Source organism: Paenibacillus camelliae (assembly GCF_023715345.1).
GTDB classification, from domain to species: Bacteria; Bacillota; Bacilli; order Paenibacillales; family Paenibacillaceae; genus Pristimantibacillus; species Pristimantibacillus camelliae.
The window spans coordinates 575,126-600,136 of sequence record NZ_JAMBNY010000001.1 but is presented as its reverse complement, the minus strand read 5'-3'; the positions used below and the strand labels follow the sequence as shown (position 1 = coordinate 600,136).

At 42.3% G+C, this 25,011-nt stretch carries 24 protein-coding genes; 18 read left to right on the top strand and 6 right to left on the bottom strand.

Features of this window, described 5'->3' with window-relative positions; genetic code table 11:
• Nucleotides 1–77: 77 nt before the first annotated feature.
• A complete protein-coding gene (locus M3180_RS02835) occupies nt 78–1,229 on the top strand; it encodes a cysteine desulfurase family protein (protein ID WP_251665702.1) in 1,152 nt (383 codons plus the stop codon).
• Nucleotides 1,226–2,446, top strand: a complete 1,221-nt coding sequence (gene thiI, locus M3180_RS02830; RefSeq protein ID WP_251665701.1) for a tRNA uracil 4-sulfurtransferase ThiI — start codon at nt 1,226–1,228, stop codon at nt 2,444–2,446. The genes M3180_RS02835 and thiI overlap by 4 nt, the downstream gene beginning before the upstream one ends.
• A 109-nt stretch (nt 2,447–2,555) precedes the next feature.
• Here the strand turns inward: thiI and M3180_RS02825 are convergent, their stop codons facing one another.
• Entirely contained in the window at nt 2,556–3,257 is a 702-nt protein-coding gene (locus M3180_RS02825) for a TerC family protein (protein ID WP_251665700.1), read from the bottom strand.
• A 135-nt stretch (nt 3,258–3,392) separates the two neighbouring features.
• Between M3180_RS02825 and M3180_RS02820 the strand changes: the two genes are divergently transcribed.
• From M3180_RS02820 to M3180_RS02800, 5 genes are all read left to right on the top strand, one after another.
• The gene (locus tag M3180_RS02820; RefSeq protein WP_251665699.1) at nt 3,393–4,055 is read left to right on the top strand and encodes a TerC family protein; all 663 of its coding nucleotides are present in this window, start codon (nt 3,393–3,395) and stop codon (nt 4,053–4,055) included.
• 142 nt (nt 4,056–4,197) lie between these two features.
• A complete protein-coding gene (locus M3180_RS02815; protein ID WP_251665698.1) occupies nt 4,198–4,677 on the top strand; it encodes a hypothetical protein in 480 nt (159 codons plus the stop codon).
• A 28-nt stretch (nt 4,678–4,705) separates the two neighbouring features.
• On the top strand, nt 4,706–6,553 hold the full coding sequence (typA, locus tag M3180_RS02810) for a translational GTPase TypA (protein ID WP_251665697.1): 1,848 nt from the start codon (nt 4,706–4,708) through the stop codon (nt 6,551–6,553).
• 21 nt (nt 6,554–6,574) lie between these two features.
• Nucleotides 6,575–6,862 carry a YlaH-like family protein gene (locus M3180_RS02805; protein ID WP_251665696.1) on the top strand — a complete coding sequence of 96 codons (288 nt, stop codon included), beginning with the start codon at nt 6,575–6,577 and terminating at the stop codon, nt 6,860–6,862.
• A 120-nt stretch (nt 6,863–6,982) separates the two neighbouring features.
• Nucleotides 6,983–8,047, top strand: coding sequence for an LCP family protein (locus M3180_RS02800; RefSeq protein ID WP_251665695.1), 1,065 nt, complete (start codon nt 6,983–6,985; stop codon nt 8,045–8,047).
• 155 nt (nt 8,048–8,202) lie between these two features.
• On the opposite strand, the gene M3180_RS02795 is transcribed toward M3180_RS02800, so the two are convergent.
• Nucleotides 8,203–8,790 carry a YhcN/YlaJ family sporulation lipoprotein gene (locus M3180_RS02795; protein ID WP_251665694.1) on the bottom strand — a complete coding sequence of 196 codons (588 nt, stop codon included), beginning with the start codon at nt 8,788–8,790 and terminating at the stop codon, nt 8,203–8,205.
• Nucleotides 8,791–8,887: 97 nt separating this feature from the next.
• On the opposite strand from M3180_RS02795, the gene M3180_RS02790 reads away from it, so the two are divergent.
• A complete protein-coding gene (locus M3180_RS02790; RefSeq protein WP_251665693.1) occupies nt 8,888–10,225 on the top strand; it encodes a PhoH family protein in 1,338 nt (445 codons plus the stop codon).
• A 133-nt stretch (nt 10,226–10,358) separates the two neighbouring features.
• Here the strand turns inward: M3180_RS02790 and M3180_RS02785 are convergent, their stop codons facing one another.
• Both M3180_RS02785 and M3180_RS02780 read right to left on the bottom strand, forming a co-directional pair.
• Complete coding sequence (locus M3180_RS02785; protein ID WP_251665692.1) at nt 10,359–11,381, bottom strand: serine hydrolase domain-containing protein; 1,023 nt, start codon at nt 11,379–11,381, stop codon at nt 10,359–10,361.
• A 134-nt stretch (nt 11,382–11,515) separates the two neighbouring features.
• Entirely contained in the window at nt 11,516–11,782 is a 267-nt protein-coding gene (locus tag M3180_RS02780; protein ID WP_251665691.1) for a CD3324 family protein, read from the bottom strand.
• A 578-nt stretch (nt 11,783–12,360) separates the two neighbouring features.
• On the opposite strand from M3180_RS02780, the gene M3180_RS02775 reads away from it, so the two are divergent.
• Complete coding sequence (locus M3180_RS02775; protein ID WP_251665690.1) at nt 12,361–13,686, top strand: extracellular solute-binding protein; 1,326 nt, start codon at nt 12,361–12,363, stop codon at nt 13,684–13,686.
• Nucleotides 13,687–13,773: 87 nt separating this feature from the next.
• Here the strand turns inward: M3180_RS02775 and M3180_RS02770 are convergent, their stop codons facing one another.
• Both M3180_RS02770 and M3180_RS02765 read right to left on the bottom strand, forming a co-directional pair.
• Nucleotides 13,774–14,880, bottom strand: a complete 1,107-nt coding sequence (locus M3180_RS02770) for a coiled-coil domain-containing protein (RefSeq protein WP_251665689.1) — start codon at nt 14,878–14,880, stop codon at nt 13,774–13,776.
• Between the two features lie 122 nt (nt 14,881–15,002).
• The gene (locus tag M3180_RS02765) at nt 15,003–15,239 is read right to left on the bottom strand and encodes a DUF2626 domain-containing protein (protein ID WP_251665688.1); all 237 of its coding nucleotides are present in this window, start codon (nt 15,237–15,239) and stop codon (nt 15,003–15,005) included.
• A gap of 266 nt (nt 15,240–15,505) precedes the next feature.
• Between M3180_RS02765 and M3180_RS02760 the strand changes: the two genes are divergently transcribed.
• From M3180_RS02760 to M3180_RS02720, 9 genes are all read left to right on the top strand, one after another.
• Complete coding sequence (locus M3180_RS02760) at nt 15,506–16,153, top strand: RsfA family transcriptional regulator (protein ID WP_251665687.1); 648 nt, start codon at nt 15,506–15,508, stop codon at nt 16,151–16,153.
• A gap of 90 nt (nt 16,154–16,243) precedes the next feature.
• Nucleotides 16,244–17,194, top strand: a complete 951-nt coding sequence (locus tag M3180_RS02755) for a ketopantoate reductase family protein (protein ID WP_251665686.1) — start codon at nt 16,244–16,246, stop codon at nt 17,192–17,194.
• 20 nt (nt 17,195–17,214) lie between these two features.
• Nucleotides 17,215–17,589, top strand: coding sequence for a DUF3397 domain-containing protein (locus M3180_RS02750; RefSeq protein ID WP_251665685.1), 375 nt, complete (start codon nt 17,215–17,217; stop codon nt 17,587–17,589).
• Nucleotides 17,590–17,722: 133 nt separating this feature from the next.
• The gene (gene bshC, locus M3180_RS02745) at nt 17,723–19,366 is read left to right on the top strand and encodes a bacillithiol biosynthesis cysteine-adding enzyme BshC (RefSeq protein ID WP_251665684.1); all 1,644 of its coding nucleotides are present in this window, start codon (nt 17,723–17,725) and stop codon (nt 19,364–19,366) included.
• 34 nt (nt 19,367–19,400) lie between these two features.
• Nucleotides 19,401–20,657 carry an adenosylhomocysteinase gene (locus tag M3180_RS02740; protein WP_251665683.1) on the top strand — a complete coding sequence of 419 codons (1,257 nt, stop codon included), beginning with the start codon at nt 19,401–19,403 and terminating at the stop codon, nt 20,655–20,657.
• A 131-nt stretch (nt 20,658–20,788) separates the two neighbouring features.
• Entirely contained in the window at nt 20,789–21,226 is a 438-nt protein-coding gene (mraZ, locus tag M3180_RS02735; protein WP_251665682.1) for a division/cell wall cluster transcriptional repressor MraZ, read from the top strand.
• Nucleotides 21,227–21,253: 27 nt separating this feature from the next.
• Nucleotides 21,254–22,204 (top strand): 16S rRNA (cytosine(1402)-N(4))-methyltransferase RsmH, encoded by a 951-nt coding sequence (rsmH, locus tag M3180_RS02730; protein ID WP_251666344.1) that lies wholly within the window; start codon nt 21,254–21,256, stop codon nt 22,202–22,204.
• Nucleotides 22,205–22,217: 13 nt separating this feature from the next.
• On the top strand, nt 22,218–22,616 hold the full coding sequence (locus tag M3180_RS02725) for a septum formation initiator family protein (protein ID WP_251665681.1): 399 nt from the start codon (nt 22,218–22,220) through the stop codon (nt 22,614–22,616).
• A gap of 12 nt (nt 22,617–22,628) precedes the next feature.
• A complete protein-coding gene (locus M3180_RS02720; protein WP_251665680.1) occupies nt 22,629–24,977 on the top strand; it encodes a penicillin-binding protein in 2,349 nt (782 codons plus the stop codon).
• Nucleotides 24,978–25,011: the final 34 nt, after the last annotated feature.

The following is a 25,011-nucleotide window of genomic DNA, read 5'->3' as shown; positions in this document are numbered from 1 at the left end:
GGGGGTTTCGTAGCTCCCGTTTTTGTTGTATATTGTAGGTTGTTAATCGAATTTGAACGGAAGAAGGTATACAGCTTATGCTTTATTTTGACCATTGTGCTTCGACACCTCCGCATGAGGATGTTGTTCGGACGATGATGGAGGTAATGACAAAGCATTATTCGAATCCCTCCTCCTTACACAGTGGTGGTGTTGCTGCTGCTCGACTTATCGAGAAAGCAAGGGAGCAGGCTACACAGCTATTGAACACGAAGCAGGGCCGCTGGATCTTTACTTCAGGCGGTACAGAATCGAATAATTTGGCTATAAAGGGTGTTGCGCGTGCGTTCAGCAATCGTGGCAAGCATATTATTACAAGTAGCATAGAGCATGCCTCTGTATATGAGGTAATGCAGCAGCTTAAGGAAGAAGGCTTTGAGATCACTGAGCTTGAAGTCGATGCGACAGGACATGTGTCCGTAGATGATGTTCGAGCGGCTTTACGCGAGGATACGATTCTTGTGAGCATCATGCATGTTAATAATGAGCTTGGAAGTATACAGCCCATCGCTCAAATTGGTCAGCTGTTGAAAAGCTATCCAAAGCTGCAATTTCATGTTGATGCAGTACAAAGCCTAGGTAAGCTGCCTATTGATATTGAAGGCTGGGGAATTGACCTGCTTAGTGGTTCTGCACATAAATTAAGAGGACCTCGCGGAGTAGGGTTTTTGTATATTAGGAACGGGCTTGAGCTTGCACCTTTGCAGGCTGGTGGCTCTCAGGAGTATAGCATTCGTGCAGGCACAGAAAATATAGCAGCAATCGTGGCAAGCGCTAAGGCGCTTCGACTAGCTGTAACAAGTCAGCAGCAATCTGCAAAGCAAGCAGAAGAGCTTTCTACTTATTTAAAAGAGCAAATAGGGAAGCTGCCTGAGCTTAAGCTTAACGGGGGAGCACCTCAATCTCCTTTTATTGTGCACTTTTCTTATCCAGGCATGAAGCCCGAGGTCGTTATTCATATGCTAGAGCAGCGTGGAATTTTAGCTTCAACTCGATCAGCCTGCTCCTCTAAGGATGACAAGCCTAGCCGAGTATTACTTGCTGTCGGAGCGACAAGAAGTGAAGCGTCTGGTGGTATTCGAATTAGCTTTGGGCAAGAGCATACCATCACCGATGTTGATCGGCTAATTGATGCAATGAAGGATATAATACAAACATTGAAACCGCTGGAGAGGGGTAATACGAAGTGAATTTCGACCGCATAGTTTTGCGTTACGGTGATCTAACGATGAAAGGTCGTAACCGTAAAGTATTTGAAGATAAAATGCTAAAATCAGTCAAGAGAGCGATGAAGCCATTCGAGCAAGTCACCTATTGGAGAACATATGGACGCTTATACGTGATATTGAACGGCACGCCTCACGAGCCTGTCATTGATCGTTTGAAGGACTTATTCGGTATTGTATCGGTAAGCCCGGTTATTTCCGTGCCTTCTGAATTAGAGGCAATTCAGTCTGCTGCTTTAGATATTATGGCTTCATTAAAGTCTATGCCTAAAACATTTAAGGTAAGCGTGAAGCGAGGATGGAAGGGATTCCCTCATGTCACTCATGAAGTAAATCACCTTGTAGGTGGACATATTCTGCCAAAATACCCTGAGCTGAAGGTTGATGTTCACAATCCAGAATTAAAGCTGAAAATCGACATTCATGAGGAATCGACTTATTTGTATTGGGAGAGCATTCCTGCTGCTGGCGGCTTCCCTTATGGAACGAGTGGAAAGGCGATGCTTCTTCTATCAGGCGGTATTGATAGTCCTGTCGCTGGATGGTTGGCTTTGCGAAAGGGCTTAGAGCTTGAGGCTGTGCATTTTCACAGCTATCCATTTACTAGTGAACAGGCTACAGAGAAGGTAAAAACGCTAACAAGAAGACTTTCTTACTATAGTGGTGTACCGATTCGTCTACATCTCGTACCATTTACCGATATTCAAACCAAAATTGTACAAGGCAATCAAGAAAATTTAACCATTACATTAATGCGCAGAGCAATGCTTCGTATTACAGAGCAGCTTGCTGCTCAGGTTAAAGCTAACGGAATTGTTACGGGTGAGAGCTTGGGGCAGGTAGCAAGTCAGACGCTTTCTAGTATGAATGTCATTGGTCGCGTCGCTTCGTTGCCATTTATTAAGCCATTAATCGTTATGGACAAGCAGGAAATTATTGAAATTGCCAAAAAAATTGAGACGTATGAAACGTCAATTTTACCTTTTGAGGATTGCTGTACATTATTTTTGCCAAAATCCCCGAGTACAAATCCTAATCTACGTGTTGTTGAACGAGTAGAAAGCAACATGGAAAATTATGACGAGCTTATTCGGCAGGCAGTTGAAGGTACAGAAACCGTACTGCTTAACTGGAACGAACAAGCTAAGCCGGAGAGTAAAGAAGAAGAGGACTGGTTCTAGGCCTTGTAAAATATTAACTTGCTAATCTTTATTGTACTAAAAAAGCACCTATTCCAGTCATTATGCTGTAGAACAACTAATGGCTGTGATAGGTGCTTCTTTATATTAGTTAAGCTGCAGATTGAGACGATTTCGCCTGTTTTCGTTTGTTTAACGTGTAGCCTGTGCCAAGAACGATGAGCATGACAGCGACGATAAACACCCAATACAACACGGGCTTGTCCTCAAAGAAGGCGCTAAGGTTAAAATATTTCGCTTTTTCACTGGAGATCATATTTGCTGCAGTATAAGCAAGAACTGCTCCTCCAATATATAAAATCCAATTATATTTGTTCACAAGCTTAATAAATAAAGTACTTCCCCATACAACGACTGGCACACTTATAATAAGTCCAATTACAACAAGCATCATATGACCGCTTGCCGCTCCAGCTACTGCAATGACATTATCTAGCCCCATGGCCGCATCGGCAATAATGATAGTCCGTATTGCTTGACCAAGTGTGGTGCCAGCCTTAATGTCGTCATGCTCATCCTCTTGAACGAGCAGCTTAAATGCAATCCATACGAGCAAAAGTCCCCCTGCTAAATGAAGCCATGGTAGATCTAAAAGCTTAACGACAAGTAATGTCGCTAATATTCTGATTGTGATGGCACCGACTGTTCCCCAAATAATTGCTTGTTTTTGTTTATCCTTTGGTAAATTACGCGCTGCCAGTGCAATAACGATGGCGTTATCACCTGCTAGCACAAGATCGATAAAAATGATGTTAAGCAGTGCAAACCACCATTCTCCGGATGTAATATCCATTCTGTCGGTTCCTCCTTAATAAAATGTCCATATAGAAGCTTACACCAATTTATGCTAAACGTGAAGTGAAATTTTACTAGATCGAATCATATTTGGACAACCAAAATCATACCCTCAGTACAGGGAGGGAAAGATGTGGACAGCCTTATAGTGTTTATGCAAATTGTACTTATCAATTTATTATTAAGCGGAGATAATGCCATTATTATCGCTATGGTAAGCAGTCAGCTGCCAGAGAAACAGCGTAATAAAGCGATATGGCTCGGAACGCTTGCAGCGGTTGTTATGCGCTGTCTGCTCGTGTTATTGGCACTTCCATTGCTAAGCATTCCATTTATTCAAGCAGCAGGTGGTGTCGCTTTGTTATTCATCACATTTAAGCTTTTAGTTGATCTGAGAAGCAACAAGCAAGAGCAACAGCTTGTGAAGCAGCTTACGATGACTGGGGCGATCTGGACGATATTTACGGCTGATTTTGTTATGAGCTTAGACAATGTATTAGCTATTGCGGCCGTTGCCAAAGGTGACCTGGTACTTATTATGCTCGGAATTGCAATAAGCATCCCTATGATCATTTGGGGGAGTAAGCTTTTGGACACTCTGCTTAAGAAGTTTGTTATTCTCGGCTATTTGGGTGCAGCATGCTTGGCCTATGCTGCAGGGGAAATGTTTATAAAAGATGTAGGAATGCACGCCTTACTCTTGCATAAATTAAACAACTATTATACGATCATTCCAATATTATGTATTCCTCTTGTTATCTTTGCTGCATTAGGCCAGCAAAGGCGACAGCATTAAATTAGAAGCATATTTCCATTATTTTATGAATGGGAATATGTTTTTTTGTGCAAACATAGTCTAAAGCCTAGTTTTTTTACAACAATTCCGTTAAACTAAAAAAGATCAAAAAATGTAAGAAGCTTAAGGAGCGGAATGCAGAATGAATAATAGATATTCCGCCGGAATTATCTTACTGATTATTGGTGCTGTCATTTTGTTAGGAAAAGCAGGATTATTCAGCTTTTTAGGAATGATGTTTTGGCCTTTACTGGTTCTAATTCCTGGCATATTAATTCATGTGCTTTATTTTGGCAGAGTGCTCCCAGCAGTAACGTTAGTTCCAGCGGGTATGTTGGTAGTCTATGCTATTCTCTTTATTTTCTGTAATATTTTTGGTTGGGATAGCTTACGTTATCTTTGGCCGCTGTTTATATTTGGTGTAGCCGTTGGATTGTTTGAATATTATCTATTCGGTTCATCTAAGCAGCGTTATATAAAGACAACTGCCATAGGGCTTGGTGCTGCATCATTGGTTTGCTTGTTATTAATTGCACTTTGGGGCTGGGGCATATATGTCGTAGCAATCATTTGTATGTTAATCGGGCTGTACATGATGTTTGGATCTCGCGTGCGTTGGTAATTTAAACAAATGGAGTGGACACATCTAAATGAAGGCAAGAGAAAATTTACGTAACATCGCTATTATTGCACACGTAGACCATGGTAAAACGACACTGGTTGATAAATTGTTACAGCAATCAGGTACGTTTAAAGAACACGAAAGTGTTCAAGAAAGAGTTATGGATTCCGGCGACATTGAACGTGAACGCGGAATTACAATCCTTGCAAAAAATACAGCAATTAATTACAAGGATTATTTAATTAATATTGTTGATACACCAGGACACGCTGACTTCGGTGGCGAGGTAGAGCGTATTATGAAAATGGTCGACGGTGTATTGCTTGTCGTTGATTCTTTTGAGGGCTGCATGCCGCAAACAAAATTTGTTTTGCGTAAAGCGCTGGAATCTGACCTGACTCCAATTGTTGTAGTTAATAAAATTGACCGTCCAAATGCTCGCCCAGCTGAGGTTATCGATGAGGTGCTTGATCTGTTTATCGAGCTAGGAGCGAATGATGAACAGCTTGAGTTCCCAGTCGTTTATGCATCGGGTCTAATGGGGACGTCTAGTCTTGAACCGGAACCTGAGAAACAAAATAATAATATGCAGACGTTATATGAAACAATTATTGAACATATTCCGTCTCCTAAAGAGAGTGTAGATTTACCGCTTCAATTTTTAGTTACTTTACTTGATTACAATGAGTACTTGGGACGCATTGCGATTGGCCGTGTTAACCGTGGTGTGATTAAGCAAGGTCAACCTATTGCTGTTATTAACCGCGAAGGTGTTGTAAAGCAAGCAAGAATTGAGAAGCTTTTCGGCTTCCAAGGCTTGAAGCGTCAAGAAATTCAAGAAGCAGGCGCAGGAGATATCGTTGCAATTGCCGGGATTAAAGAAATTAATATCGGTGAAACGATTGCTGATCCTGCAAACCCAGAAGCATTGCCTGTACTGAAAATTGACGAGCCTACACTGCAAATGACATTCCTAGTTAACAACTCTCCATTCGCAGGTCGTGAAGGAAAATGGGTGACTTCTCGTAAGCTTCGTGAACGCTTATTCAAGGAGCTTGAGACAGATGTTGCACTAAAGGTTGAAGAAACAGAATCTCCGGATGCATTTATCGTATCTGGTCGTGGTGAGCTGCATCTTAGTATTTTGATTGAAAATATGCGTCGTGAAGGCTATGAGCTTCAAGTATCTAAGCCAGAAGTTATCGTTAGAGAAATTGATGGTGTTAAATCCGAGCCTTATGAGAGATTGCTGATTGATATTCCGGAGGAAAGCATGGGCTCAGTAATGGAATCATTAGGAACGCGTAAAGCGGAAATGGTCAATATGATCAATGATGGCTCTGGTCAAGTTCGTCTTGAGTTCATTATTCCTGCACGTGGACTTATCGGCTATCGCACAGCGTTCTTAACATTGACAAGAGGCTACGGCATTATGAACCATGCCTTTGACAGCTACGGTGAATACGTTCCGTCAACTGTTGGTGGACGCCATCAAGGTGTACTGGTCAGCAGTGAAAACGGTGTGAGCACATTCTATGGTATGCTAGGTGTAGAGGATCGTGGTTTGCTATTCCTAGAGCCAGGCTCTGAGGTTTATGAGGGCATGATCGTAGGAGAGCATAATCGTGATAACGATATTATCGTTAACATCTGTAAAGAGAAGCAGCTTACTAATGTTCGATCTTCAGGTAAAGATGATACCGTTAAGCTAAAAACTCCGGTACTATTCTCACTTGAGCAAGCGCTGGAGTATTTGAATGATGATGAGTATTGTGAAATTACTCCAAAAACTGTTCGCTTACGTAAAAAAATCTTAAACAAAAGTGAGCGTGAGCGCGCGGAAAAACATCGTAAAATGGCACAAGCAAATTCATAATTGCTTGAGGGAGGCATATGAATGCAAGCGTGGTTAAGTGAGCATCCGCTCATTTCATATCTTTTCATTCTTGGGATGACGTTTTACATTTTTCAAAACGTGTTTAGACCTCAACGGGTCAAGCTACCTTTGTTGAAGGCAATCTTCATGTATTTGACGATGATTATTGGTGCAGGTATTTTGCTCATTATGCAAATCGACCGATTGCCAATTATTCAGTGTATGGCAGTTGCCATCGTTATGATGGTTATGCTTAGAGCTCGTCAGTTGTATGATAAGTGGAAAGATAAATCTACGACAGCAAAGTAAAGCTTTAAGGTGTACACGTGAAGCAGCACCTACTAACCTTATGGTTGGTGAACAGGTGCTGCTTTTTTTTACTTAAGTCTTATTCTTTTTTTCAAATGAATAACGAATGAAGGTGATGGTATGGCTACAAATAAGCCTCAGCACACTGGCGAGCAGCAGATTGCAAGCCGTGTTCAAACTAAAAAGTCGAAGAAAAAGGCGAAGAAAAAACGCCCGTTTCTAAAGGCAATATTATTTATACTTATTTTTATATTAATAGCTGCTGCAGGAATAGGAACTTATGTATATATTAAGGGCAGTGATGCAATTAAAAATATTAGTATAGCGGTGAACAAGGATGAATCAGGTGCGAAAATTTCTATACCTGTAAAGGAATCAGTAAAAGAAAAACCAGTAACGATGCTGCTGCTTGGCATTGATCAACGCAGCGGAGCGGGCGGATTGAACACTGACGTTGTGATGGTTGCTGCTCTAAATCCAAACACTAAAAAAGGTGCAGTCGTTGCAATGTCGCGTGACACAAAGATTACCTATGATGGGAAAACGCGTAAAGCCAATGCTTTTTATGCGAACTATTATGTAGCTGCTCAGCGTGAAGGCGCTGATAAAGTAGAAGCGATGAGAAAAGCAAAGGAAGCTGCGAAGCAATTGTTCGGTGATTTTTACGATATTCCGTTGCAATATGCTGTTTCTGCTAACTTCCAGGGCTTCCAAGATGTTGTTGATGTGTTAGGTGGCGTTGAGGTTGACGTAGATATGCGAATGCGCTGGACAGATTCGCACGATGGCACTGATATTGATCTGCACCCAGGATTGCAAACACTTGATGGTAAGAAAGCGTTAGACTTTGTACGCTTCCGTCAGTCAAAAGGTAATCCGAATGCTTCCAGCGACTTTGAACGTAATTCACGACAGACGATTGTCATTAAAGCGATTATGAACAAAATGATTTCTTTAGGCGGCGTTACAAAAATCGGATCGGTTATCGATGAAATAACGGAAGACGTTCATACCGATATGCCGAGTGAAGAGCTAACAAGAATGCTGACGACCTACTACAATATTGACCTTGATGATATTACGTTTACGACGCTTCAAGGCAAATGGAAAAGTCCATATGTTGAAGCAGATGAAAGCTCATTAGCGGAAGTTAAGCAATTGTTACAATCGATAATATCAGAATGAGTTATCCAGTACCGTCATATACTAAAGTAGTTAAGCAACCACAGTCACGAGAGAATGTGAGGAGGCAGAGCTATGATGGTATTGAACTGGAATTGGATGGAGCATCATAAGCTCGCATGTAAAGCCTAGTACAAGAGACTAGGCTTTTTGTGTTTTTATTTCCCTTTCATGTTTTGCTCATGTTCCTCGACTAGCTGCTCAGGTGTTTGATACGTACCATTACTTTCTGTAGCTTCGATTTGATGTTCCTTTTGTGCAGGCATGAGGTCCGCTGGGACTTGCGGTACAATACGTCCAACAATATCAGCAAGCTCTTCGGCTATCCCTTGAAATGGTCTGCCTGCTCGCATATCTTTACCGACCTCTGCAATACGTTCCTGCAGATCAATGTCTGCTGTAACAATTGCATTAATACCTAGTGGATCGTTCCGAAATGCCTCGGCTACAGAGTATTTAATCGTACCTACACGTGAGCGTTCTAGATTTGGATCGACATTAATACCTACGATTGCATTATTTCCCATAATGACAACATGAGCATCCTCTACACCTTCAATGCCTTTCGCAAGCTTTTCCAGATGCACAATGGCTTCATCTTGATTAGCTGATATTGACTGGGGCTTAACTTGCTGTGTTTGCATCGTCTGATCGTTATTATTGTTGTTGGAGGGTGGGGTTGCATTCGAGTTACAGCCAACAAGCATTGTTATCATCATCGTTAATACAACTAGTTCCTTTTTCATATGTTTCACCTCGAGTAGTCACCATACTAATTTCAGTTGTAGTATGACCATAGCAGCCGTATTCTATGTGCATTGACGAGAATGAGGAGGGAGCTCTATGAGCCAAATTGTAGTTCTTGATACGAATGTGCTGTTGCACGACCCACAAGCGATTTTTGCTTATCCAAAGGATGAAGTGATCATTCCTGCGATTGTATTGGAGGAAATTGACTCGAAAAAGCGGCTTGCTGATGAGCTCGGAAGAAATGCGAGGTCAGTTTCTCGTTCATTAGATAAAATCAAGGAGGAAGGTAAGCTTCACAGCGGTATTAAGCTGCCGAGTGGAGGGAGCATTCGCGTTGAGCTGAATCACCGTAATTTTGCGCAGGTGCAAGAGCTATTTGGTGAGATCACGAATGATCATCGCATTATAGCTGTAGCAATGAATTATCATGTCGAGCAGCAGGAGCTTCCAGAGTCCGAGCGTAAACAGGTCATGCTAGTGAGTAAGGATGTTTTAATGCGAATTAAAGCAGACGTGCTTGGGCTTGCCGCTAAGGACTACATAAGTGATCCTGGACTGCATGCTGATGATCGATATAATGGATACTTTACGCTGCATGTGCACCCTGCGATTATTGATGAATTTTATTCGTTCCGATATTTAATGATTAACAGCCTAGGATTACAGCATCGATTAAATCCTCACGAATTTGTCATATTGAAGGATGAGCTTGGAACGACAAAATCTGCTCTGCTCAAGGTTAATCATAATGCAACAAAGCTCGAGCCACTGTTTTTAAGTAATGATCCTGTATGGGGAATTACTGCACGCAATGCTCAGCAACGAATGGCATTAGAGCTGCTCATGAACGATGATATTCCTCTCGTGACGTTAACAGGAAAAGCTGGCACAGGAAAAACATTACTAGCTCTTGCAGCGGGTCTTTTGAAGGTGGAGGATGAGCACAAGTATAAAAAACTTCTCATTGCACGGCCGGTCGTCCCGATGGGAAAAGATATCGGTTACTTGCCTGGAGAAAAAGAGGAAAAGCTCCGACCGTGGATGCAGCCTATCTATGATAATTTAGAATTTTTGTTCGACACAAAAAAATCTGGCGATATAGATAAAATACTAATGGGACTCGGCAGTATTCATGTCGAGGCATTAACCTACATAAGAGGACGATCGATACCTGGACAATTTATTATCATTGATGAGGCACAGAACTTAACGAGCCATGAAATTAAAACGATCGTATCGCGCGTAGGTGAGGGTAGTAAAATTGTGCTTGTAGGCGATCCAGAACAAATTGATCATCCGTACCTTGACTCCATGAGCAACGGGCTGACATACGTCGTGGAGCGCTTTAAGCAAGAAAGCTTAAGCGGTCATATTGCATTAGAGAAGGGGGAACGCTCCAAGCTAGCTCAGCTAGCCGCTGATTTGTTGTAAGGTGTATAATAGCTGTCCATAAGCTATCCTAGGAAAGAAAGTTGTCTTTTCTCATAACAAAGCAATCAATAACAAGCGTTGAGGGTCAACTTAATCCTCAGCGCTTGTTTTCTTGTTACACTGTTTGTTATTTTTACTTGCTGAAAAGCACTTCATCAATTTGGGAGGCAATTAAACCTGCTCCTCTTTCGACATTTGCTAAAATGTGTGCTTCCGCCTTCAACGCTGGGTAATACGAGGATTGCATGACAACGCCGGGATCTCCACCCATCACAAAATATTTGAATATTTTGTTGTTTATTATTGTAATCCATACTCCATATCCATAATGGATAAATTCACTTTCTTGAACGTGCGGAGATAATAAACGTTCAGTTAAACTTTTCGATAATAATTGGTTGCTCATTAAAGCATTCCAAAATTTGGATAAATCATATGCCGTAGTATATGCCCCACCATCAGGTCCTCCTACAATTGGAATTGAGAATATGTTGGTTTTCCAATGATCATCGTTACCCACATAGCCAATAGCGGTACGTTCAGGTAACTTATTCATCGAAAAGTATCCTGAATCATTCATTCCACAAGCTCGAAATATGTTTTCTTCGACATAATCGTTAAAATTTAATCCAGTTATTTTTTCAACAATTAATCCAAGTACAATGAATCCAGCATTGCTGTATGAAAACTGCGTTCCGGGTTCAAACTTCATTGGTCTTCCGTGGAACAATGGTAGGAAATTTTTTGGTGAAGTTATATTGTACATCGGCACTGTTTCCCAAAGACTTTCATAATCAGTCATAGATTCTTCATCGTGGTAATCAGGAATACCAGAAGTGTGAGTTAGTAGATGGTGCACTGTGATTCTTGGATCAAGTTGATTTAGATTAATATCTAAATCACTTATTAATGTGTCAAATTCTAATATTCCGTTCTGAACAAGCTGACAAATAGAGATTGCAGTAAATATTTTGCAACCAGATGCTATCCCAAATCTTGTACTCATTGAATTCTTGATCTTGTCACTACGGTTGGCAAACCCATAACAACCTTCAAACTTTGTTCCATTTTCTGCTCCAAATAAAACTACACCTGAAAATTTAATTCGTTGATTCTCTTCTTCATTATGTATATTAACTATTTCATTTATATCCATATTTCGCCCTCCACTCAATACCTTCTGAATGGAGTATAGAAAAAATCTTGGCCTAAAGATATAACCAGAACAATTATATAAGTCCTATACATAAGAAGGCTCGACAGTGTGAGGAGCTGCCGAGCCTTCTTAAATCAGTTATTTGAATAGACAATTTTCTTTATTGTATCATGGGATAAATGATAACTTTTCGAGAGTCGATCAATGGACTCGCCAATCTTGAACTTCTCGCGAATCTCTTTATTTCTGCGGGCCAGTTGTTCTCGTTGACCCGACTTTTCACCCCATTGTTTACGTGCTCCATCTTTTTGTGGAATATATACGAATTCACCTTGAATGTATTCTTGGATTTCCTTCAGCAAGTTTTCAGGGAAAATGACATTACCCCTAACATATTTCATCGCAGCACCGCTCCTTATATATAATATCTATAAGGCAAAACGGAACCCGCTATCTATTATTAACACAATATGAACAACATGATATCAACCTTCTTTCAGAAGTATAGATGGGTTTACGATAAAAGATTACCATACTCTACCAGTTCATTCAATAACCCGGAAGCGAAGCCCACGAAGGCTCAGTCAGTAGATGGAGGTGATCCCACAAAGCGATGCCCACAAAGACGCCGCAGCGGAGGCAGATGGAGAGGTTTTAACCACGTAGCACTACCCAAGAAGAGCTCCAGCGGAGTAAATAGTGAGAGCGTAGAAGCGGAAGCGGTTGCCTTTGTCCTCTGGTTTCTACAATGATCAGTATTCAAGAAACCAGAGGGCAACAGCAATCGAAGCCTCACTATTTACGGAGCGCTGAAATCAAAGGGCAACAGCAATTGTAACCTCACCATCTACGGAGCGCGATATTATACGATAAAATAGCTCTCATCTCAAGAGTCTTTGTTACTAAAGCAATGAAAGCGATATACATAGTGACGAGATCTTGCTATACTTAATGTATCGTTATGAAAAGGAGACGAGCTGTGTTTACTAGAAGAACAATTCCCTTTATAATTGGTTCTATTTTGCTAGTAGCTGTTGCTTTTCTATTTTTAACGCGTGCATTAGATTGGACCTATGTGTCTGAATTGTATAAAGATGAGCCAGCTGTTGTCGTTGTGCCCGATGCTGAGCCCGTACGAACAGTGGAGCTAGAGCTAGGAGTTATGCTGCCAGAAGAGCAGTATAACGAGCTTGTCCTCTTATCACAGCGCGTTAGCGAATTACATCCGCATATTCGTGTAAAGATCAAAAACTTTTTTGATGATCATTTAACCTTTGAAGAGTGGGAAAAGCTGGCACAGCTTGGCGGACTAGGTGACGTACAGCTTGTGAATAACGAGTGGGTTGTCCCACTTGCGATTCAAGGGCTATTTCAGCCTGTAGATCGCTTAATGAATAATGATGTGCTTAGTGATCAGTTTCCAAGTGTTGTTGATGCCTTGAGATGGAACGGATATATGTGGGCCATCCCCTACGAAACGAATCCCTATATTCTTTTCATGCATAAACAGGCATTTGAAGAAGCTGAGAGCAATGACCTGACCCCAGAAATAACGATACCCTTTGTACTAGATGAAAGCTTGGCATTAAAAGGTGGAGTGATTCCAACCAACCCCAGTTCCGAGCAAGACGAGCAACAAGATCAACCTGAGATGATGAATTTAAGCTTTGAGTATTTGCTAGACCGTTATCAGCAGGCAAAGTCTTTTGAGGGGCCTCTTATGTCGATAGATTCGGAACATATGAATGGCATCCTCGTATGGCTATCCATGTGGTATAAGGATCAGGACCAGCCTATGCAGCTAGGTATGCTCAATGAAACACAGTATGATGCATTGCATTTTTTACAACAAAATGTGGAACTAATGAAGCCCTCTATGGAGATAGATGAATCCTCGATTCCATTTTTATACCTGGTAACGCTTAAGCAATATTATGAGCAAAAAGAGTTAATCGATACAAACTATGTAACCAGCAAGCTGCAAATTCCACTTCCTTGGCTTAATGGGAAAAGCTTTATGATCAGTGCAGGCACGAAGGAGGCTGAAGCTGCTATGCTATGGCTCGAAACGTTAAATCGTTATCAGCCAGAGGGAACAGTTGTTCATCGTAAAATTTACGCCTCCTATAGCAATGATTCGATGCAACTGCTCATAAAAGATATATTGCAGCAGAAGCTATTAGCTAGTCAGCATTTTGCTGTCGATTTACATTGGGTTAATCGATATGAACAGCTGGAGCAGCAATGGAGAGAGGGTGCTTCGTTGTCAGAAAAGCTTGAGGTGTTTATTAATGGGAGCCAATAGTAGCAAGCTCCTATCAAACAAAACGAATGGATAGAGTTTTCAGAACGCCATCTGAATCCTCTATCCATTTTTTATTACTTATTGCTTCTATAGAGCTAGCTTCAATTCAATAATTAGCTGGTCGTCCTTCACCTCTACGTTTTTTGCGCGAAGCAGCTTGATGAGCATGTTCGGGTAGAAGTTTAGGTCAAATTGTTCGGCAAGCTCCTGCTTTGTTGAATCAGGCAAGGCAAAGCCGTTAAATTTTAGCTCATCCATTGAGAATTGAATATAGTTGGAGGGCTCGTCGACTGCCGTATACTGTCCGGTAATTTCGATCTCGATTTCATCTCGTTTCCCGTACGCTGTAATGGACCCTTCATTAAAATCAAACTTAAAGTATTCAAACATAGGGTCATAATCCTGTAAATATTGGTTAAGGACGTCTTCCGGTAATGTAACCGTGTAATTGAAGCCTTTGTAGCTAAAATATTGACTGTTTTTTTGCAGCCAGCCAGGTAGCTCGTTCATCGCAGAGGCTAGTGCTTCAAAGTAAGCTCTTACCTGTACGATGCCTTGCTGCTCCCAAAACTGGATGAGCTGCTCAATGAGCAGCGTAACACGTTCTGCGTCTGTACGGCCGTTTAGCTGAGTATCGATTTGTTGCTCAAGCTCAACGATTCGCTGCCGTTGATTCTGTAGATCCTGCTCCATTGCAATTAGCTGCTCATTTTCCGTGGCGTATTGCTCATAAAGGCTGCTAAGCGCTTCGTAATCTTCAATATATGCATCCAATAAGCGGCGGTCTTGAGATAAAATATATTCAATCATCTCTAAAGAGTATAAAAATTGCTCAAGGCTTTTTGATTTAAGAATGCTTAAATAAATATCGATACGCTCACCCTTATAGTAAGCGGCAAGCACTTTGCCTGCTTGCTTTCTTTTATTCTCTATCGCATCTTCGCCTTCATATAGCTTAAGCTCCGTATCCAAAATCTGTTCTTGAAGAGTAAGCTGCCTTGCTTGAATACGTTCTATTTCTTTATCGATTTCTACAATAGATAGGCTTGATTGTAGTATATCATGCAATTCCTCATCTTCTGTTGCTAGAGGGGAGGTGGATGAAGCTGCTGGTTCAGCGATGACTAATGCTTCAGAACCTAGCAATAGCGACGAGATCAAGATAAGGCATAATAGTTGTCTCCATATATTCAAAACGACCGACCCTCCTTATCTTCCATTGTATGCAACAGGTTGGCCTAATATATCTTGGCATTATTGTGAATAGCAAAAGGTCGTACAAGTGGAACTTGTACGACCTTTTGAAGGCAATTGTTTTAGAACGGTATACTCATCTTGAACACAGACCAATACGTAAATCCAACGAATGAGATCACCATGTATCCCCAAAACATCGCTATGTAAGTTTTTTCTGAGAATTTCAAATAGCCAAGAAAAACGAATGCAGCTGCTTGTGCTAGAAATAGTAATGAAAATTCATACATATGACCAGCATATGCCATTAAACCAATCACAAGGCACCAGAAGCCAAGTACACGATACATACGTGCCATATCGCTACCCCCTTTCTTGTTGAACGACCCAAATTCCTAAATCCCATTATAGCGTTAGGTACTAAATGTGTAAACTATCCCCATGTCGAAAAAATGAATTTATTTCGTCTGAATTGTGAACGTGTTCATAGTATGGACAACATTATGAAGTTCTATGTATGAGATTTTTAGAAAATGGTAATACAAAATAGTAAACAATAGATTCTATGAACTCTACTAAGAACATAGAGATAAGTAAGCGCCTTTACGTTAGGAGGTTAAATTGCATGACAGCAATTAGACAGGACGCATGGACACCAGATGATGATCTCATGCTGGCAGAGGTAACTCTGCGTCATATTAGAGAGGGCAGTACTCAGCTTTCTGCATTTGAGGAAGTTGGAGAGCGCATTGGCCGCACATCTGCAGCCTGCGGCTTTCGTTGGAACAGCTTTGTAAGAAAACAGTATGAAGAAGCGATACAAATAGCAAAGCAGCAGCGTCACAAACGAAATTATATGAAAAAACAGGTTTCTTCCCTACCACAGGTTTCTTCGGTTTCCGTCTATGAAACAGAGGAGCGGACTTTAAAAACGGAGCAAACATCTTTTGAAGAAAGTCTATCGATCGATGCTGTTATTCGTTTTCTACGTGAATGGAAGATGACGTATCAAGATTTAACTCGACAGATTCGCAGCTATGAGAAAACATTGAGGGAAAGAGAAGATGAGCTTCATCAGCTTCGTATTGAAAATGAGAAGCTAACGAAGGAAGTAAATATGGTTCAAAACGATTATCATGCGGTGAATGATGATTACAAAACATTGATTCAAATTATGGACCGTGCACGCCGTCTTACTGTTCTTAATACGGAAGAGGAAAATAAACCGCGCTTTAAGATGGACGCGAACGGAAACTTAGAAAGAATTGAATAGGCATGACAAAAAAAGTGCTGCTCAGTAGCGCTTTTTTTGTTGTTCATGTATGCTTGTATAAAGGAAAAACCTTCTAGATAGGAGATTGTAATGAGATTCGAAGTCATTGGAACCGGTTCGATAGGGCTGCTGCTCGCTGCAAAACTATTACAGGCTCAATATTCAGTTCAGCTATGGTCACGCACTAATGAAACTGCAGCATTAATTAACGACCTAGGCATTGAGTTATACGAGCTTGGCAGTGAAGAGAAAATTAAACTGAATTGCTCATGTAACGCTATCGGACAGCTCGATCCTGAGCTTGAGAATGAATCTATAGATGAAACCTATGCGATCGTGGCTGTAAAGCAAACGCATATGGATGAAGCATTTCTACTACAGCTTAAGAAGCTCACTGAGCTAAAACGCTATCGATCGATTGTTGCAATTCAGAATGGAGTTGGACATATTGCTAGACTAGCTGAAACGGTGGCTTGTCCAATCATTACAGCGGTAACGAGCGAAGGGGCGAAACGGATCAATAGAAACCAGGTTGTTCATTCTGGAAGCGGGATAACTGCGGTTGGTGAAGAACTAGGTCGGGATACGGGACAAATTTACCAGAATATATTAGAGAATGCTATGCAAAAGGCAGGATTTACAGTATTTGTGTCGAAAAACATCAAGGAGCAGATTTATCGTAAATTAATGGTCAACTCGATTATTAATCCACTAACTGCATTGTTTAATGTAACAAACGGCGAGCTTCCACAATCAAAGCAACGCCTAAAGCTAATGAAAGAGCTGTTTTCTGAAGCTAAAAGCATCCTACAAGCTGAAGAACATTCGCTTGTAGATTGTACATTTGACGAGGTGCTTAACGTTTGTCGCGCAACAGCAAGCAATACATCCTCGATGCGTGCAGATGTGTTAAATGGTCACATGACCGAGATCTCCTCCATTAATGGTGCTGTAGCTCGGATTGCGACACGCAGTAATAAACAAGCGCCTCTGAATGAAAGCATGGTACATATCATCGAAGCACTACATCCTGAACAATAAGGAGTGAGCATTCAGAGCTTATGTGGGATATCATTTCAGCAATTGCAACTATACCTATTCTTCCATTTATTATTGTCTTTATAGGCTATGAAATATTTATAAAAGATCGTAAGCGAGCAATTCGTATGGCGATGGACGTTTCTACAATATTTTTTATATTGAATGTCGGGGCGCTATTTAATCAATTGTTCCATATCGGATTTGGTATATATGGAATTCTACTCGTTATGATTATCGGTGCGGGCTTGCTGGGGAATATTCATTATCGTAAAAGCGGCAATATCCCGTGGAAGCGCATTGTTCGAGTCATATGGCGCGTTACATTTTTCATAATGGTACTCTTATATCTAATACTTAATATTTATGTGCTGCTTAAGCTTGCGTTTACGGTATAATACATATATTAAAGACGTCTCCGCTACGGTGGAGACGTTTTTTTACAACTAAAATAAAATATTGTACTTTAACAGTAAGATCATGTATCGTTAAATGAGTGAGCTTTTATAAAGATTAGGAGGTAGAGATAGCGTGACTGATCTACAAAAATATGAGCTGCCGATTGCTCAGCAATTAACAGCTGATTATATAGATGGTAAGGAAGAAGTTGTTCGCTCGTTGTATGGCTATTACAGTGGGAATGAGGAGGATTGGACGCTTCGCTCGAAACGGCTTGATGAGCATGCAGAAAAGCGTGCATCATCCGCTGAGCTTGCAGCTGTGCTGCGCTCCTACATGGGGAATGTGGAATGGACTGAGCAGCAGCAAAAAAACTTGCTACATATCGAACAGGGAGCACAAGTCGTAATCGGTGGTCAGCAGGCTGGCTTATGGAGCGGTCCACTGCTTGTTGTTCATAAAGCTGTATCGATCATATTAGCAGCTGAGTCAGCAAGCAAACAGCTGAAACGTCCTATAGTACCTGTATTCTGGATCGCTGGTGAAGATCACGACTGGGACGAGGTTAACCATACGTATATTGTTGGTGCCGATCAAAGCTTAAAGAAGCTGATCTTAGCTAAGTCGGATAATAGCCGTACGTCCGTTAGCCGTACCGAAGTAAGCAGTGAGCAGTGGAAGGAAGCCATTGCAGAGCTTAGTGAGCAGCTACCTGGCTCTGAATTTAAGGAAGGCTTAGTTGCGCAGCTAATGGAAATAGCAGAGAACAGCAAGACACTTTCGCAATTTTTTGCAGCTATTCTACAAAAACTGTTTGCATCGTATGGCCTGTTATATATTGATTCTGACTACGCCGAGCTGCGTGCACTGGAGAAGCCTATGTTCAGACAACTGCTGCAGCGTAATAATGAGCTCGAGTCCGCTTATATGGCTGCAGCTGAGCAAGTACGCCAATTGAGCTACACCCTTCAGGCAGATGTGAATGCAGGCAGTAGCAACCTGTTTCTGTTCGCTGAAGAGCTGGGCGGAGATCGTACACTGCTCTATAAGCAAGGGGATAAGTTCCAAGATCGTAAAGGTCAGGTTCAATGGAGCTATGAGCAGCTTCTTCAGCTGCTTGAAGAGCATCCAGCTAGCTTTAGCAACAATGTACTGACAAGACCGCTAATGCAGGATTATGTGTTCCCGGTGCTAGCGACTGTACTAGGTCCTGGAGAAATATCTTACTGGGCACTAACAGGACAAGCGTTCAAAACGTTAGATATGGAGATGCCGATTATCGTTCCTCGTATGTCGTACACATTAGTCGAAGGCATTATCGCGAAAAATATGGATAAATACGATCTAAGCTTCCGGGATGTTATGGAGCATTTCCAGGAGCGTAAAAAGGCTTGGCTGCAAGAGCAGGATGAGCTGCATATTAAGGATCGCTTCGAAGGTGTGAAGGAGCAGTTTGTAGAGCTGTACAAACCTCTGATCGAGCTGGCGGGTTCGATACAGGCTGGTCTGACGAAGCTTGGTGAGACGAATATGTCTAAGATCGTTGAACAGATATCATTTATGGAATCGAAAACAATCGATGCCCAAGAAAAGCAATTCGAGGCAGCCATTCGTCAGCTTGACCGTGTAGAGCTTGCTCTTAAGCCAGCCGGTAAGCCACAGGAGAGAGTGCTTTCAATGATTTCATATTGGAATCGATACGATGCTGTATGGCTGGAGGCTATTATGAATGCACCGTACTCAAGAACGGGTGGACATGAAATTGTAAAGCTGTAAAATTGTAAGGAAGACGTTAGGAGGAACAGATAAGATGAGTTCAGTTGAAAACAGTATCATTACCGATTTGTCTCTTGCACCAGAGGGGCATTTGAAAATTGATTGGGCAAGCGCGCATATGCCTGTGCTCAATCGTGTTCGTGAGCAATTCGAGAAAGAGCAGCCGTTTAAAGGGCTGAAGGTTTCGATTTCACTTCATCTGGAAGCAAAAACAGCTTATTTGGCAAAGGTTGTTCAAGCGGGTGGTGCAGAGGTGACGATTACAGGAAGTAATCCATTGTCTACGCAGGATGATATTTGTGCTGCGCTAGTTGAAGATGGAATTACCGTATTCGGTAAATACAATCCGTCACCCGAAGAGTTTAAGCAGCTTAACGTAAAGGCGCTGGAAAGCAAGCCTGATCTAATTATTGATGATGGCGGCGATCTAGTAACCTTGCTCCATACAGATTATGGGCAATATGGCGTTAATCTGCGTGGAGGAGCCGAGGAGACAACGACAGGAATCATCCGTTTAAAGGCGCTTGAGAAGGAAGGGGTACTTAGCTTTCCGATGGTTGCCGTAAATGATGCGTATTGCAAATACTTATTCGATAATCGCTATGGAACAGGTCAATCCGTGTTCGACGGTATTAACCGTACGACTAATCTTGTCGTAGCGGGCAAAACGGTTGTTGTAGCTGGCTATGGCTGGTGCGGTAAAGGTGTAGCAATGCGTGCCAAAGGACTTGGTGCTCAAGTTATCGTTACTGAGATTGACCCAATCAAGGCAGTAGAAGCGTATATGGATGGCTTCACGGTTATGCCAATGATTGAAGCGGCAAAGCATGGAGACTACTTCGTAACCGTAACGGGAAATCGTGATATTATCCGTAAGGAGCATTACGAGGTCATGAAGGATGGCGCTATTCTATCTAATGCAGGCCACTTTGATGTCGAGGTCAATAAAGTGGATCTCGAAGCGATGAGTGTTAGTAAGCGTGTTGTACGACGCAATATAGAAGAATATGTAATGGAAGATGGACGCAAGTTTTATTTGCTAGCTGAGGGTCGTTTGGTTAACTTGGCGGCAGGAGACGGGCATCCTGCAGAAATTATGGATATGACCTTTGCGTTGCAAGCGTTAAGCTTAAAGTACGTCAATGACCATTATGAGTCCATGGGTAAAGTGGTAGCAAATGTCCCTTATGATATTGATCAGCAAGTTGCCAGCTATAAGCTTGAAGCGCTTGGTATGGGGCTTGATACACTAACGAAGACACAGGCTGATTATTTAGACAGCTGGAAATAAATACAATTAAATATTTTATTAAAATCCTGCTTACAAAAGCAGGATTTTTGTTTTATGTGGCGAATTAGTTTGACTAGGTGGTGGAAAGTGGGGGAAAGTGGAGCATATAGGGGAAGGAGTGGAGCGAAATTATGTTTATGGGAGAATATCAGCATTCGATCGATGAAAAAGGTCGGCTTATTATCCCTGCCAAATTTCGTGATCAGCTCGGTTCCGGCTTTATTGCTACACGTGGACTCGACAACTGCTTATTCGTATACCCAGTCAGTGAGTGGGCGATATTGGAGCAGAAACTGAAAGCACTGCCACTTATGAAATCAGATGCACGTGCGTTTACACGCTTTTTCTTCTCGGGTGCTACTGAATGTGAGCTAGACAAGCAAGGTCGAGTGAATATTCCACCGCATTTACGCGAATATGCCAAGCTAGAGAAGGATTGCATGGTGCTTGGTGTATCCAACCGTGTTGAGGTATGGAGTAAATCAACTTGGGAAGGCTATTATCAACAATCTGAGGAAACGTTTAATGAAATAGCCGAAAAGCTTGTAGATTTTGATTTTAACTTTTAGTATGACAACGAGAATTGAGGGATGAAGGTGTTCGCACACACAACTGTATTATTGGAAGAAGCTGTTGAAGGCTTAAATATAAAACCGGATGGCATCTATGTGGACTGCACGCTTGGAGGAGCAGGACATAGCTTGCGCATTGCTGAGCAGCTAGGCGAATTTGGTCGTCTTATTGCTTTTGACCAGGATGATTGGGCGCATGAAAATGCTAAGCAGCGACTAGCTCCTTATATGGATAAGGTCACGCTTGTTCGCAGCAACTTTCGTCATCTGGAAGAAGAGCTGCTGAACTGCAATGTTCCAATAGTCGATGGTGTTCCACAGGTAGACGGAATATTATTTGACCTTGGTGTCTCGAGCCCACAGCTAGATGAGGCGGAACGAGGCTTTAGCTATAACCACGATGCGCCGCTTGATATGAGAATGGACCGCGAGCAGGAGCTAACTGCTCACCATATTGTTAATGAGTGGGACGAGCGTGATATTGCACGGATTCTAGATCGCTATGGCGAAGAAAAATTTGCTCGCAATATTGCCAGGTCTATCGGTAAGCTTCGTCAAGTAAAACCAATTGCGACGACGGCTGAGCTTGCAGAAATCGTTAAAAATGCAATTCCAGCTGCAACGAGACGTACGGGTGGACATCCTGCCAAGCGTTCGTTTCAAGCATTGCGTATCGCTGTCAACGATGAATTAGGTGCAGAGGAAACGGCACTTGAAGCATCGGTGCGCTGCGTTGCACCGCAGGGTAGAATATCTGTCATTACGTTTCATTCGTTGGAGGATCGTATTTGCAAGCAAATTTTTGCGAAGTACGTAGAGAAATGCACATGTCCACCTGACTTCCCAATGTGTGTCTGTGGAAATGATGGAATATTAAAGCTAGTTAATCGAAAGCCAATCGTACCGAGTAACGCAGAGTTGGACGCGAACCCTCGTGCAAGATCGGCTAAATTAAGAATAGCTGAAAAGCTGTAGGAGGGGATTATTCGTGGCCTATTATGGTAATCTAGCAGTTAAACCGAAGCGTAGAGAACAAGACCAATATGTCATACGCGAAACGAGAAAAAAAGTTGTAAGAAGAAAGTCGATACCAGTTGCGGAAAAAATGCTCTACTTAATGACGGTATTAGTAGCGGTTGTGATTGCTAGTTTCATTATTTTTAGATATGCAGACATATACGATATCAATTTAAATATAAAAAATGTGAATAATGAAATGCAAAGTATGGAGATTCAGATACAGCAGCTAGAGCGTCAGGTGCAAGCGTTAAGTAATCCAAGTCGCATCCGTCAGTTTGCTGAAGCGCAAGGGATGTCAAGCAGCTTAGAATCTGGAATTGTCGTTAAGAAGTCATCCGTCCTAGAAGGGACAGCAAAGCTAGAATAGGAAGTGATTACGATGATTAAGCGAATTAAATTACGCACATTAACGCTTGGAGGGCTTATCACCCTCCTTTTTCTGTTTCTCATGTTCCATATCTATAAAACTCAAATCGTAGAAGGAGCAATGTGGCGAGAGCTTGCCGAAAAGCGCTGGTCCACCTCCGAAACGTTTCAAGCGAAGCGAGGCACAATTACTGATCGAGATGGAAATGTGCTTGCGATGGATGCACTAGCTTACAATGTATCGATCAACCCGCAGCTTATACATAATCTCGGAATTGCTGAGCAGATCAAGGAAGGCTTAGCCTCCATCCTAGAAGTCGATCGTAAATATATTGAAGACCACCTCAATGCTACACGTAAAGATGGTACATATTATGCGAATCGTGAGCTGCGCCAGGGAGGCTGGAATATTGAGAAAGAAGTAGCAGACCTGCTTGTTGCCTTTAGTGATGAGCTGAAGGAAGAGCTTCGTAAAAAGAAGCTTGGCACGGATACGGGCATTTACTTAGCAGAAACATACGAACGCTTCTATCCACATGAAAAGTTCGCTTCACAGGTGATTGGCTATATAAGCTTAGATGGAGAGAATAAAATAGGCCTTGAGTCGACCTACAACGATATCCTCGAAGGGCAAGACGGTCATATCTCCTATCAGAAGGACGGCCAACGTGTTCAAATTATGGGTAGTGATGTGGACTACGTTCCAGCAAAGGACGGTCAGAAGATTCAGCTGACGCTTGATCGTGACATCCAAAACTATGCAGAGGAAGCACTTCGTGACGTAGTAGAGAAATATTCGCCGAAAAGCGCAACGGCAATTGTAGCTAATCCGAATACAATGGAAATATTAGCTATGGCGAATATGCCAGAATTCGATCCGAATGAGTATTGGGATACGGATTATTCTGCGATGTACAATCACGCTGTAGGTTCGCTTTATGAGCCGGGCTCTACATTTAAGATCGCAACGCTTGCTGCTGCGATTGATCAAGGCGTGTTTGACCCAGATGAGTATTTTCAGTCTGGTAGCATTAAGATTGCTAATGACCCTACCCCAATTAGGGACCACAATCGTTTAGGTTGGGGACAAATCACCTTCCTAGAAGGCTTAAAATACTCGAGTAACGTTGCATTTGTAAAGCTAGGCTACGAGCGGCTAGGTGAGCAAAAATTCAGAGAGTACTTAACGAATTTTGGCTTTGGTCAAAAAACGGGAATCGAAGTGCCTAATGAAGCAACAGGAACGATACGCTTCCAATATCCGCGTGACGTTGCTGCTGCTACATTTGGGCAAGGGGTTGTCCTGGTAACGCCAATTCAACAGATTGCCGCAGTAGCAGCAGTTGCTAACGGCGGAAAGCTTATGAAGCCTTATATTGTGAAGAGCATCACCGATCCCGCAACGAAAACGACGACGGTGGTCGAGCCAACTGTCGTGAGAAGAGTGATTTCAGAGGAGAGCTCTAGGCTTGCCAATGAGTATTTGGAGCAGGTTGTTGCCGATCGGGAAAGAGGTACAGGTCGTAATGCGTATATTGAAGGCTACCGTGTCGCAGGTAAAACGGGTACAGCACAAAAGGTAGTAAACAATGAGTACTCGACCGATAAATACGTTATTTCCTTTATTGGTTATGCGCCTGTTGAGGATCCGCAATTAATTGTATTTGTCATCATTGATGAGCCTAACGATAAGAACGCTGGTGGTGGTTCCGTTGCAGCACCGGTGTTTCGAGAAATATTGTTAAAAAGCTTACGTAAGCTGGAAATTCCACCGAGCTATGACGTCACTCCAGATCCTTCGGCTAATGGTGATGGAGAAAATGTGGTGGCGTTGATTAAAGCGCCAGATGTGACAGGGTTGAAGGGTGTTCTAGCGAAGGAGAAGCTAAAGGCTGCTGGCCTAAAGCATGAATTTATTGGGGATGGGGCTATTGTTGAACAGCAAATTCCTGCAGCAGGCTCGCTTGTCCATCCGACGCAATTGATCTATCTTGTAACCGAGCAAAAGGAAAACCTGGTTATACCTGATCTGATTGGTGCATCGTTGCGTGATGCAGTGGAGATCACTGCACTGCTCGGTGTTAAGCTGAAGATTGAGGGCAGCGGCTACGTTTATGATCAGCAGCTTGTCGAGGATAAAGGCTCTCGGACGGTTACGATCAAGCTGGAGCCACTCGCATCTTCTGAATTCGTGCAGCCGACTGAGGAAAGCACTGAAGAGCAATCTGACATTGAGTCTAGTGGCGAGGAAGCAGAGTCAGAGGCGCTCGATACTGATGCTGAAGCGGATAACGAGCAAGAGCAAGAGAAAGAAGGATTAGACGAGGCTACAGCCGAAGCGTCGACGACGGAAACCGGCTAGTAAGGAACAGTGTAATGAAGGAGAAGGCGAAAGA